The 12,289-nt window shown below is 68.1% G+C and carries 11 protein-coding genes; all 11 read left to right on the forward strand.

Annotation, left to right across the window (positions count from 1 at the left end; translation table 11 throughout):
* The first annotated feature begins 155 nt into the window (after positions 1–155).
* The 11 genes from QSJ19_RS14230 (at position 156) to xerD (ending at position 12,210) form a co-directional block, all read left to right on the forward strand.
* Positions 156–410: a hypothetical protein gene (locus QSJ19_RS14230; RefSeq protein ID WP_286321307.1), complete on the forward strand. Its 255-nt coding sequence runs from the start codon at positions 156–158 to the stop codon at positions 408–410.
* Positions 353–2,374: an HAD-IIA family hydrolase gene (locus QSJ19_RS14235; RefSeq protein WP_286321309.1), complete on the forward strand. Its 2,022-nt coding sequence runs from the start codon at positions 353–355 to the stop codon at positions 2,372–2,374. The genes QSJ19_RS14230 and QSJ19_RS14235 overlap by 58 nt, the downstream gene beginning before the upstream one ends.
* Positions 2,375–2,387: 13 nt before the next feature.
* On the forward strand, positions 2,388–2,747 hold the full coding sequence (locus tag QSJ19_RS14240) for a hypothetical protein (RefSeq protein ID WP_502876181.1): 360 nt from the start codon (positions 2,388–2,390) through the stop codon (positions 2,745–2,747).
* Between the two features lie 14 nt (positions 2,748–2,761).
* Complete coding sequence (locus QSJ19_RS14245) at positions 2,762–3,661, forward strand: TlyA family RNA methyltransferase (protein ID WP_286321311.1); 900 nt, start codon at positions 2,762–2,764, stop codon at positions 3,659–3,661.
* A 17-nt stretch (positions 3,662–3,678) separates the two neighbouring features.
* Positions 3,679–4,692: an NAD kinase gene (locus QSJ19_RS14250; RefSeq protein WP_286321313.1), complete on the forward strand. Its 1,014-nt coding sequence runs from the start codon at positions 3,679–3,681 to the stop codon at positions 4,690–4,692.
* 1 nt (position 4,693) lies between these two features.
* Complete coding sequence (gene recN, locus QSJ19_RS14255; protein WP_286321315.1) at positions 4,694–6,481, forward strand: DNA repair protein RecN; 1,788 nt, start codon at positions 4,694–4,696, stop codon at positions 6,479–6,481.
* Between the two features lie 115 nt (positions 6,482–6,596).
* Positions 6,597–7,784 carry a putative cytokinetic ring protein SteA gene (steA, locus tag QSJ19_RS14260; RefSeq protein ID WP_286321316.1) on the forward strand — a complete coding sequence of 396 codons (1,188 nt, stop codon included), beginning with the start codon at positions 6,597–6,599 and terminating at the stop codon, positions 7,782–7,784.
* A 3-nt stretch (positions 7,785–7,787) separates the two neighbouring features.
* Complete coding sequence (locus QSJ19_RS14265; RefSeq protein WP_286321318.1) at positions 7,788–8,723, forward strand: copper transporter; 936 nt, start codon at positions 7,788–7,790, stop codon at positions 8,721–8,723.
* Positions 8,724–8,849: 126 nt separating this feature from the next.
* Positions 8,850–10,598, forward strand: coding sequence for a CTP synthase (gene pyrG, locus QSJ19_RS14270; protein WP_286321320.1), 1,749 nt, complete (start codon positions 8,850–8,852; stop codon positions 10,596–10,598).
* Positions 10,595–11,272, forward strand: a complete 678-nt coding sequence (locus tag QSJ19_RS14275; protein ID WP_286321321.1) for an NUDIX domain-containing protein — start codon at positions 10,595–10,597, stop codon at positions 11,270–11,272. The genes pyrG and QSJ19_RS14275 overlap by 4 nt, the downstream gene beginning before the upstream one ends.
* Positions 11,269–12,210, forward strand: a complete 942-nt coding sequence (xerD, locus tag QSJ19_RS14280; protein ID WP_286321323.1) for a site-specific tyrosine recombinase XerD — start codon at positions 11,269–11,271, stop codon at positions 12,208–12,210. The genes QSJ19_RS14275 and xerD overlap by 4 nt, the downstream gene beginning before the upstream one ends.
* Positions 12,211–12,289 lie beyond the last annotated feature (79 nt).

Below are 12,289 nucleotides of genomic sequence, written 5' to 3' on the forward strand. Positions count from 1 at the left end.
CCAACGGCCCTGTATTCGATTTCGATCGGATACAGGGCCGTTGGCATTTCCCGGGACGAGTGCACGAAAGCAGTTCGTGCACTGTTGAACTCCTCGTGGAATCATTTGCTGACGACCTTCCCGCTCCAGGCATAGATTGGCTGTTATGAACGACCGTGACCGCAACCCGCGACGTGATGGCGCGCCCCGCCGCGACGGTGGCCCGCGACGTGACGGCGCGCCGCGCCGCGATGGCGGACGTGGCCGGGACGGTGGATTCCGCCGTGACGGCGGTCCGCGGTCGGATCGATCGGCAGGCGGCGCACGGCCATCGCGGGGTACAGGTTCTGCGGGCCGTCCGGACGAGCCCGCGTTGCCGATCGACGTCGCTGCGTCCGATCTCGACACCGACGTCCGTCGTGATCTGCTGACGCTGGACAAGGCGAACGCCGAGAACGTGGCCCGACATCTGGTGATGGTGACGCGACTGCTCGAAGAGGATCCCGGGCTTGCTCTCGAGCATGCGCGGGCTGCGCGTCGCCGAGCAGGTCGCGTAGGTCTCGTTCGCGAGACCATGGGTATCGCCGCCTACAACGCCGGCGAGTGGCAGGAGGCCGTCTCCGAGCTCCGGGCCGCACGTCGTATCACCGGCAACACCGCGCTACTTCCGCTCATCGCGGATTCCGAACGTGGACTCGGCCGTCCCGAGCGGGCCATCGAGATCGCGCGGAGCGACGACGGCCGAGCTCTCACCGGTGAAGAAGCCACCGAGATGCGCATCGTCGAGTCGGGCGCACGGATCGATCTCGGCGAACCGGAGAAGGCTGTCGTGACCCTGCAGGCCGCGGACCTCAAACCCGGTCAAAGCGGCACCGGCCCCGCGCGCCTCTACTATGCGTACGCATCTGCACTGCAGGCTGCCGGCCGTACCGACGACGCGATGACCTGGTTCATGAACGCCGCATCCGCCGACGTCGACGACGTCACGGACGCCGAGCTCAAACTGGTCGAATTGACCGAGGGTCCCGTCGACGGAGACGCCACTGACGCCGACGACAATCCTGTGACCGACAGTCTCGCAGCCGACAATCGTGCAGCCGACAATCGTGCGGCCGAGACCTCCGTGGCCGTGAGCGCTGCCGAGCAGTCGTCGTCGGTGACGTCGTCTGCACCGACGACGGTGTCCGATGAGGTTGTCGCTCAGGAGGTTGTCTCTCCGGCTCCATCGGTCGCTCCCGAGTCCCCAGAGCCGGCAGATGCTGCGCTCGCTCCTGAATCGACGCATACGGTGGCTGCTCCGGGCTCCGTGAAATCCATCGTGAAATCCACAGAGCCCGTACCGACGGCGGATTCCCCGTCGGAGCAGGAAACCCCCGTCAGCACCGACATCGCTCTCGCCTCCCGCTATGATGCGCTGCTGCTTGATCTCGACGGCACCGTCTTCGCGGGCCACAAGGCGCTGCCCGGCGCGCGCGAGTCTCTCGAGAAGACCACGGCTGCACGGTATTTCGTGACCAACAACGCCAGCCGCCGACCGGCGGAGGTCGTGACGCACCTCGTCGAACTCGGTTTCGACGCCACCACAGACCAGGTCGTGACGAGCGCACAGTCCGCTGCGCGTCTGCTCGCCGAACACCTCAGCCCGGGTTCTCGCGCTCTCGTCATCGGAACCGACGGACTCGCTCAGGAGGTGCGCGAGGTCGGTATCGGTGTGACGCGCAGCGCCGACGACCGCCCGGCCGCGGTGATTCAGGGCCATTCACCCGAGACCGGCTGGGCACAGCTGTCCGAGGCGGCCCTCGCGATCAATGCGGGTGCACTCTGGATCGCGTGCAACACCGACGCGACACTCCCGTCCGAGCGCGGCAAGCTCGTCGGCAACGGGTCGATGGTGGCTGCCGTGGCCAACGCGACAGGCCAGCAGCCGCTGGTGGCGGGCAAACCGGCCGCGCCGTTGATGGCCGATGCGATTGCCCGCAGCAACGCGTCCCGCCCGCTGGTGGTCGGTGATCGGCTCGACACCGACATCGAGGGCGCCCACTCTGTGGGAGTCGACAGCGCGCTCGTACTCACCGGCGTCAGCTCGGCGACCGATCTGCTGATCGCGCCGCCCGAACAACGGCCGGCCTTCGTCATGGGCGATCTCACCGGACTCTTCCACGACGTGGATGCCGTCCGGATCGCAGCTCAGCCGGACTGGCATGTGTCGTTCGACGGGGACACCGCCACCATCGACGGCGATGGTCGTACCGAGTCTCTGGTCCCGGCACTCGCCGCTGCCGTGTGGCAGGCCATGGACGACGATCAGATCGATCCATCGCTGCTGCGGGTGGTCGGGGCGAATCCCGAGATCAGCGGCGTGCTGGAGTCGGTCGGCGTCGGGCGTGTGCGCTAGCGTTGGGCCCAACATGACCGACCACCTCGACGAGCCGAACCGTGAGCGCGGACCCGGCGACGGCGGGCCCGTCCCGGGTCCACCGCGACCCGGTCCGAACATGATGCCGCGGACCACCACCGGTCCCCAGGCATCGGTGAACTCGGATCCGCCGGTGCCGTACCCGACCACACCGCATCAGGATTCGACCATCGGTGAGTCTGACCCGGGCACCGTCACCGACGCCGTCGTCGAGTTGCTCCGCCAGGTAGACGAGGTCCGGCAGTCCACCGGTGACACCTTCGATCTCGACGCGCTGGCGCGCCAGACCGAACTCCTCGAGCGCGCTCATGAGGTGCTGACGTCGGCTCTCGAGGACGTCGATCCGCGATGACGGACAGCTGACACGTGGCTCCACGTGCGCGCCTCGACGCCGAACTCGTCCGTCGCGGCCTCGCGAGATCGCGGGAGCAGGCCCGCACACTCATCACCGAGGGCCTGGTCAAGGTCAACGGGGTGGTGGCAGCGAAAGCGGCCACCAATGTCGGCCGCGACACGCCGATCGTCGTTGTCGAGACCGTCGGTGACGACTGGGCGTCACGCGGCGCCCACAAACTGCTCGGAGCTCTGGATGCGTTCGTGCCGGAAGGACTCTCGGTCGCGGGTCGTCGGTGTCTCGACGCGGGCGCGTCGACGGGTGGCTTCACCGACGTCCTGCTCCGACACGCGGCGGCAGAGGTCGTCGCCGTCGACGTCGGGTACGGGCAGCTTGTGTGGCGACTGCAGGCCGACGCACGCGTCCGCGTCCACGACCGCACCAATGTGCGGCGACTGACGCCCGATCAGATCGATGGCCCGGTCGACCTCGTCGTCGCCGACCTGTCCTTCATCTCGTTGGCTCTCGTCCTACCCGCGCTGGCGTCGTGCACCCGGATCGGCGGGGACCTGCTCCCGATGGTGAAACCGCAGTTCGAGGTCGGCAAGGACCGCGTGGGATCCGGCGGGGTCGTGCGTGATCCGCAACAGCGGGCCGACGCCGTCCTGGCCGTTGCCCGTGCGGCCGCGCGGCTCGGGCTCGACACCCGTGGAGTCATTGCGAGTCCGCTGCCCGGACCGTCGGGCAACGTCGAGTACTTCCTGTGGCTGCGCAAGGAACGCGAGGCCATCGCCCCTGTGCACGACCAGTCCGACGCGAACCCGCCGCCGCCGGATAGGGTCGATGTCCGGGCGGACTCTACCGGGGGCTCCACGCACGACACGTGGCTGATCGACATGATCGGCCACGCCGTCGAGAACGGACCCCGCTGACAGACGAAGGGACCACTGTGGCCAACGACACGGTCGCCGATCGGGCGGGGCATCGGGAGTTCTTGGTGGTCGCCCACACCGGCCGGGAGATCGTCACGCGAACGATGGATGCGATCGCGCGCCATTGCGCGGCCGTCGGCGTCCGACTCCGGGTGGTCGATCACGACACCAAGGTGCGCGAGGAACACGGCACCCACGTCGAGACCCTGGTCGCGGATCCTCAGCGGCCCGAGAGCCACCCCGTCGATCCCGAACACCTGCGCAGCATCGGGGCCGCCGTCGAGGTGACATCCGCCGTGCCGGCCTCGGCCGAAGGATGTGAGGTCGTCATCGTCCTCGGTGGCGACGGGACATTTCTGAGGGCCGCCGAACTCGCCTATCCCGCCCAGGTGCCGGTGCTCGGTATCAACCTGGGTCGCATCGGATTCCTGGCCGAGGCCGAAGCGAACCGTGTCGACGAGGTGATGCGTCAGCTCATCGACCGTGATTATCGGGTCGAGCCGAGGATGACTCTCGACGTGTCGGTGATCGACCCGGCGCGGCCGGACGAGACCCCGATCCAGAGCTGGGCGCTGAACGAGATCGCGATCCTCAACCGGACCAACAACGGCGTCCTCGAACTCGTCACCGAGGTCGACGGGCGTCCTGTCTCTGCGTTCGGTGCGGACGGTGTGCTGGTGTCGACCCCGACAGGGTCCACCGCGTACGCGTTCTCCGCCGGGGGGCCGGTGATGTGGCCGGACCTCGAGGCGATTCTGGTGGTGCCGAGCAACGCGCACGCACTGTTCGCGCGCCCGCTCGTGACGAGCCCCCGGTCGCGAATCGCCGTGGAGATCGACAAGGGCGGTCGGGCGGCGGTAGCACTGTGCGACGGCCGCAGACGGATCGACGTCCCGGCCGGAGCGCGCGTGGAGGTCGTACGAAGTGAACGATCGGTGCGCTGGGTGCGAATCGATTCCGAACCGTTCACCGATCGTCTGGTGACCAAATTCGATCTACCGGTGACAGGCTGGCGGGGGAGGCTTACCTGACGTGCTCGAAGAACTGTCCATCGAGGGCCTGGGTGTCATCGAGCAGGCCTCGGCGCAATTCCATCCCGGTTTCACCGTCCTGACCGGTGAGACCGGTGCCGGCAAGACCATGATCGTGACGAGTCTCCATCTGCTCTCCGGTGCCCGAGCGGATGCCTCGCGGGTGCGATCCGGCGACAGCAAGGCCACAGTCGAGGGGCGGTTCCGGCTGTCCGGGACGGCCGATGACGACGACCCGATCTCGGATCCGGTGGTGGCGGAGATCCTCGAGGCCTCCGGTGCCGACGTCGACGACGACGGATCCATGATCGCGGTCCGATCGGTCAACTCCGACGGGCGATCTCGCGCCCACCTCGGTGGCCGTTCCGTGCCCGTCGGGGTGATGGGTCGGCTCACCAACCACCTGCTCACCATCCACGGGCAGAACGATCAGCTGCGCCTCCTCAAGCCGGAGCACCAGCGGGCCGCGCTGGACACGTTCGCCGGGTCGTCGGTCGCGGGTGCGCTGTCGAGCTACCGTGCTGCGCGCGACGAATGGGTGGCGGTGCTCGATGACCTCGACGCGCGGCGGACGAACTATCGCGAACTGGCACAGGAAGCCGACCGTCTGCGTTTCGGCATCGACGAGATCGCTGCCGTCGACCCTGCTCCCGGCGAGGACGCGGAACTCTCCGCCACCATCCGGCGGCTCTCGGACCTCGAGACGATCCGCACCGCGGGTGCCCAGTCGCACGAGATCGTCATCGGCGACGGCGCATCCGTCGTCGAAGGTCTCGGTCAGGTACGCAGCATCCTCGAGGCCACCGCCGACGACACGCTCCGCGAGTTGCTGCCGCGCGTGACCGAGGCGCTGACCGTCGTCACCGACGTCGGCGAGGAACTGACGTCATTTCTCGCCGATCTGCCTGCGGACGCCGAGGAACTCGACAAGTTGCTCAACCGGCAGGCCGAGCTGAAGGCACTCGTCCGCAAGTACGCACCCGACATCGACGGTGTCATCGCATGGCGCACCTCTGCCGAGTCGAGACTGGCCGAGATCGATGACCCGCACCGATCGATCACCGAACTCGAGAACGCGGCGTCGGCCGCGCGGGAGAAGGTGCAGGAGGAGGCGACGAAGCTCCACAAGCGACGCGCCACCGCGGCCAAGTCCATGGCGACAAAGGTGTCCGCCGAACTCGCCGGCCTCGCGATGGGCGATGCTCTGCTCGCCGTCGAGGTCGGGCTGGATCCCGCCACCGACGACGACCGCCTGGCCATCGATCTCGACGGTCGCAACGCACATGCGGGGGCCGACGGCGCCGATCGGGTCGAGTTCGCCCTTCTCGCCCACAAGGGCGCCACTGCGCTGCCCATCGCCAAATCGGCGTCCGGGGGTGAGCTGTCGCGCGTCATGCTCGCGATGGAGGTCGTGCTGGCCGCCCCGACCAGCGGGTCGATCATGGTCTTCGACGAGGTCGACGCGGGTGTCGGCGGCCGGGCGGCCGTTGAGATCGGCCGTCGGCTCGCCGGACTCGCCCGCGCCCATCAGGTCATCGTGGTCACCCACCTCCCGCAGGTGGCGGCGTTCGCCGACAACCATCTCGTGATCGGCAAGAACACCGGCGGTGCCAAGAAGAACCGACCGAACACCAGTACCGTCCGAACCCTCGATCGCGACGAGCGGGTGGCCGAACTGGCCCGCATGCTCGCCGGTCTGGGAGATTCCGACACCGGCCGCGCGCACGCCGAAGAGCTGCTCGCGACGGCGGAGAGCGAGAAGTCTGTCGCTGCGCCGCCGCGCCGCTGACATGACCACCTGACACATCCAAGCGCTGCGGCTGGTGTTACTCGTGTGACAAAAGTTGCGGATGTTGCGGCGCGCCTCCACGGATCGGAACGTCGATCCGTCAATCATGGGCGTCATGAAGATGCCCGCCCTGCTTGCCCGTACGACTGACGAACTCCCTGGCGTCACCGGAATAGCCAGGATCGACAAGAACACCCGCCGGCTCCTCGACCGAGTCGGCCCCGGCGACATCGCCATCCTGGACGAGATCGATCTCGACCGTGTCACCGCGGACGCACTGGTTGCGGCCAACGTGGTCGCCGTCGTCAATGCGTCGTCATCGATCTCCGGGCGGTACCCGAACCTCGGACCCGAGGTGCTGGTGGCGTCGGGCATCGTCCTGCTCGACAACGTGGGCGACGAGGTCTTCAAGCGGGTCAAGGACGGCGCCAAGCTGCGCGTCCACAACGACCGGCTCTTCGTCGGGGAACGCAGGCTGGCGCTGGGGACCGAACTCGAGGAACGCGACATCGCGGACATGATGATCGAGGCGAAGACAGGCCTGGTCGATCATCTGGAGGCGTTCTCGGGCAACACGATCGAGTTCATCCGCAGTGAGTCCCCGCTGCTGATCGACGGCGTGGGTGTGCCGGATGTCGACGTCGATCTCGCCGGTCGTCATGTGATCATCGTCGGTGACGGTCCCGACCGCGTGGCCGATCTGCGGGCATTGAAGCCGTTCATCAAGGAGTACTCGCCGGTGGTCATCGGTGTGGGTGCCGGCGCGGACACCCTCATCAAGGCGGGGTACAAGCCCGCGCTCATCGTCGGTGATCCGGACGACATGAAGACTGCAACGCTGAAATCCGGTGCGCAGCTGGTCCTCCCGGCCGACACCGACGGTCATGCCCCTGGTCTGGCGCGTATTCAGGACCTGGGCGTGGGCGCCACGACGTTCCCTGCGGCCGGTTCTGCCTCCGACCTAGCCCTGCTGCTGGCCGACTATCACGGCGCCGACCTCATCGTCACCGTCGGATACGGCGGAACACTCGACGACTTCTTCGACAGGTCTCGTCGCGAGAGCAATCCGTCGACCTTCCTCACCCGCCTGAAGGTCGGACCGAAGCTCGTCGACGCCAAAGCCGTTGCCACGCTGTATCGCAGCCGGATCTCGGGGGCGGCGATCGCCTGCGTGATCCTGGCCGCGCTCATCGCGGTCATCGCGGCCGTGCTGCTGTCCAACATGGGACCGGAGGTCACCGACTGGGCTGTCGCGCAGTACCACCAGGCCGTCGAATGGGCCAAGGGCGTCTGGAACAGGTGATCGATGATCTCTCCACGGCAGCACGCGATCTCGCTCGTCGCGGTCTTCCTGGCCCTCGCGGTCGGTCTGTTCCTCGGGTCCGGGTTCATCGGTGATCAGGTCAACTCGCTCACCGGATCCTCCAGGGACCGTCTCGGCGACCTCGAGAAGCAGCGCGACGAACTCAACGAGCAGGTCAACGCGGCCAACAGTTTCGGAGCGGCCGTAGCGCCGCGACTGATCGACGGCACGCTGAAGGGGCAGTCGGTCCTGGTCGTCACCACCCCGGACGCCGCAGATCCCGACGTCGACGCGGTGAAGGAGTCGATCTCGTCCGCCGGCGCGCGGTTCTCCGGTCAGATCGCCCTCACCGACGCGCTGGTGCGGGACCAGAACGCCGAACAGTTGCGCACGATCGTCGACCAGACCATTCCGCCGGGCACGACGCTGCGGGCCGAACTCACCGACTCGGGTGGCCGCATCGGCGATCTCGTCGGTGCGCTCGCCCTCCATCGCGACGGCCAGTCGGGCGCCACGGCCGGTGACACCCGACTCGGTCTGCAGGCGCTGCGTGAGGGCGGATTCATCCAGTACGCCGACAACGCGGTGTCCGAGGCCGATCTGGTCGTCGTGGTCGGTGGCGATGCACTCCCCGGCGACGCCGGTGCCCAGGGCCAACTCGTCGGCCGGATGGCGGCGGCCATGGCGGCGCGTGGTCAGGGCGGCGCGCTCGTCGGTCGCACGGGCTCGGCGACAGGCGGATCCCCGATCGCGGTCGTCCGTTCCGACCCGTCACTCGGCAACGCGGTCTCGACCGTCGACAACGTGGATCAGCAGACCGGTCGGATCACGACGGTCTTGGTCCTCGCGCAGGAGTCCGACGGCAAGACCGGCGCGTACGGCACCGGACCGGGTGCCCGCGCGATCACTGTCGGCGGGGAGCCCGGCCCGGCGGCGTGAGTGCCCGTACGTGGCGTACGGCACGCCGCCGGTGTGGCGGCAGTGGTTCGTCCCCCGAGGTGTTACCCTGGAGTCCCGTAGGTAATCAGGGTTTTCTGGCCTGAATCGGCCGACGGGAGACGCATTTTGCGACCACTTCGTGTGCACACGGACACCAAACACATCTTCGTGACGGGCGGTGTCGCGTCGTCCCTGGGAAAGGGACTGACGGCATCGAGTCTCGGACAACTTCTCACCTCGCGTGGCCTGCGGGTCACGATGCAGAAACTCGATCCGTATCTCAACGTGGATCCGGGCACGATGAATCCCTTCCAGCACGGCGAGGTCTTCGTCACCGAGGACGGGGCCGAGACAGACCTCGACGTGGGGCATTACGAGCGGTTCCTGGACCGCAATCTGTCGCAGTCGGCCAATGTGACCACCGGGCAGGTGTATTCGACGGTCATCGCCAAGGAGCGCCGAGGTGAGTACCTCGGAGAGACCGTCCAGGTGATCCCGCACATCACCGACGAGCTCAAGGCGCGCGTTCTCGCCATGCGTGAGCCCGGGGCCGACGGCGAGGCACCCGACGTGGTGATCACCGAGATCGGGGGCACCGTCGGCGACATCGAGTCGCAACCTTTCATCGAGGCAGCCCGTCAGATCCGCCACGACGTCGGTCGGGACAACGTGTTCTTCCTGCACGTGTCGCTGGTCCCGTATCTCGCCCCGTCCGGGGAGCTCAAGACCAAGCCGACCCAGCACTCGGTCGCGGCCCTGCGCAACGTCGGCATCCAGCCGGACGCGCTGATCCTGCGTTGCGACCGCGAGGTGCCCGAGGGCCTGAAGAAGAAGATCGCATTGATGTGCGACGTCGACATCGAGGGCGTCATCTCGACTCCCGACGCCCCGTCGATCTACGACATCCCGAAGGTGCTGCATCACGAGCAGCTCGACGCGTACGTGGTCCGCAAGCTGGGGCTGCCGTTCCGCGACGTGGACTGGACCGAGTGGGGTGAGCTGCTCAAGCGCGTCCACGATCCACGGGAGACCGTGACTGTGGCGCTCGTGGGCAAGTACGTGGATCTGCCCGACGCCTACCTGTCGGTGACCGAGGCGATCCGGGCGGGCGGTTTCGCATGGAAGGCCCGCACCGAGATCAAATGGGTGCCGTCCGACGAATGTGCGACCCCCGAAGGTGCGCAAGCCGCACTCGGTGATGTCCACGCGGTGCTGATCCCGGGCGGGTTCGGCATCCGCGGCATCGAGGGCAAGGTCGGCGCGATCAACTACGCGCGCAAGCGCGGTGTTCCGCTGCTCGGCCTGTGCCTGGGGTTGCAGTGCGTCGTCATCGAGGCGGCCCGTGCCGCGGGTCTGGACGGGGCGAGTTCCACCGAGTTCGATCCGGACACCCCGTTCCCGGTGATCTCGACCATGGCCGATCAGGCCGACGCCGTCGCCGGCGAGGCCGATCTGGGCGGCACCATGCGCCTCGGCGCGTATCCCGCGATCCTCCGACCCGGCAGCGTCGTCGCGAACGCATACGAGACGACCGATGTGTCGGAACGGCACCGGCATCGCTTCGAGGTCAACAACTCCTACCGGGACAAGATCTCCGAGTCCGGCCTGGTGTTCTCCGGCACCTCACCCGACGGACATCTCGTGGAGTTCGTCGAGTACCCGGCATCGGTTCATCCGTTCCTGGTGGCCACCCAGGCCCACCCGGAACTCAAGAGCCGGCCGACGCGACCGCATCCGCTGTTCCGCGCATTCATCGATGCGGCGCTGAAATACAAGGCGGCCGAACGCCTTCCGGTCGATATCGGCGATTACGACCGTCCCGCGGTGACCGGCGACGAGGTGGTCCTCGAGGACTCCGAGGTACGCGGAGCTTGAGCGGCGCAACGCAGGATCCCGGAGACGAGCAGAGCACGCCCGAGGCCGCGGGCAGTCACGAGTTCGACGTCCACGAGTCCCGGACCGTCTACGACGGTGCGATTCTCACGTTGCGGGTCGACGAGGTCGCCATGCCCGGCGGCCGGGTCGCCGAGCGTGAGGTCGTCGAACACTTCGGTGCGGTCGCCGTCGTCGCGCGCGACGAGACGGGCCGGATCGCGATGGTCCGCCAGTACCGGCATCCGGTCGGACGCAGGTTGCTGGAGTTGCCCGCCGGACTGCTCGACGGCGGACCGGGGGAGTCCCCGCTCGAGGCCGCGCGCCGTGAACTCGCCGAAGAGGTCGATCTGGCCGCCGACGACTGGCGGGTGCTGGTGGACCTGGCGCTGTCCCCGGGCTTCACCGACGAGGCGTTGCGGCTCTACCTCGCCGAGGGCCTGCACGCGCTCGACGCGTCCGAGCGACACGACGAGGAGGCCGACATGTCGGTGGAGTGGGTCTCCCTCGATGACGCGGTCGACCGAGTGCTCAGCGGCGAGATCGTCAACGCGACCAGCGTCGCGGGCATCCTCGCCGTGGCCACCTCGGACGCCCGCGGCACCACGCTGCGCGGAGTCGACGCGCCCTGGACCGACGAGCCGGTCGCCTTGCGCGACCGCCGCTCTCGCGGATGACCGGGGTGGCGGTGTCCGCGGTGAATCCCGCCGAACACATGGACCGCTACCTGGATCACCTCACGGTGGAGCGCGGAGCCGCGGCCAACACGGTGAGTTCCTATCGTCGTGACCTCGAGCGCTATCGGCTCTACCTGACGTCCCGGGGGATCGACCGACTCTCCGAGGTCGCCGAGAACGACGTCCGCGAGTTCCTCGTGGATCTGCGGCGTGGTGACGCCGAGGCCGGCGTGACGCCCCTGGCGGACAGTTCGATCGCGCGGACCCTGGTGGCGGTGCGCGGCTTTCACAAATTCGCCTCGGCCGAGGGTGTCGTCGACGTCGACGTCGCCCATGCGGTCCGTCCGCCGCGCCCGGCCCGGCGACTGCCCAAGTCGCTGCCCGTCGACGAGGTCCTGGCGATCCTGGACTCCGCCGGCGCTGCGGATCATCCACGCGCGCTTCGTGATCGGGCCCTGCTCGAACTCCTCTACAGTTGCGGCGCGCGGATCTCGGAGGCCATCGCCCTCGACGTCGACGACATCGACACCGGCACCCGCGCGGTCCGGCTGTCCGGAAAGGGTGGCAAGGAGCGGGTCGTGCCGGTCGGGGGCCCGGCCGTCGAGGCCATCGACGCGTATCTCGTGCGGGGACGCCCCGCGCTGGCGAGCCGTGCGAACCCGGCGCTGTTCCTCAACGCCCGCGGTGGACGGCTGTCCCGGCAGAGTGCATGGCAGGTGCTGGTGGACGCCGCGCAGCGCGTCGGACTGGACAAGGCGGTGTCACCGCACACCCTGCGCCACAGTTTCGCGACGCACCTGCTCGACGGTGGTGCCGACGTCCGCGTCGTACAAGAACTGCTGGGCCACGCGTCGGTGACCACCACCCAGGTGTACACACTCGTCACCGTGAACACGATGCGTGAGGTCTACGCCACGGCCCATCCCCGCGCCCGGTGATCGGCGATCCATATCTGCCCGGTCTCTTCGTCGGCGATGCGCCACGGGATCAGGGCGTCGACGCACTACGCTGGGACCA

It is taken from the genome of Gordonia sp. ABSL11-1 (assembly GCF_030315685.1).
Taxonomy (GTDB): Bacteria; Actinomycetota; Actinomycetes; order Mycobacteriales; family Mycobacteriaceae; genus Gordonia.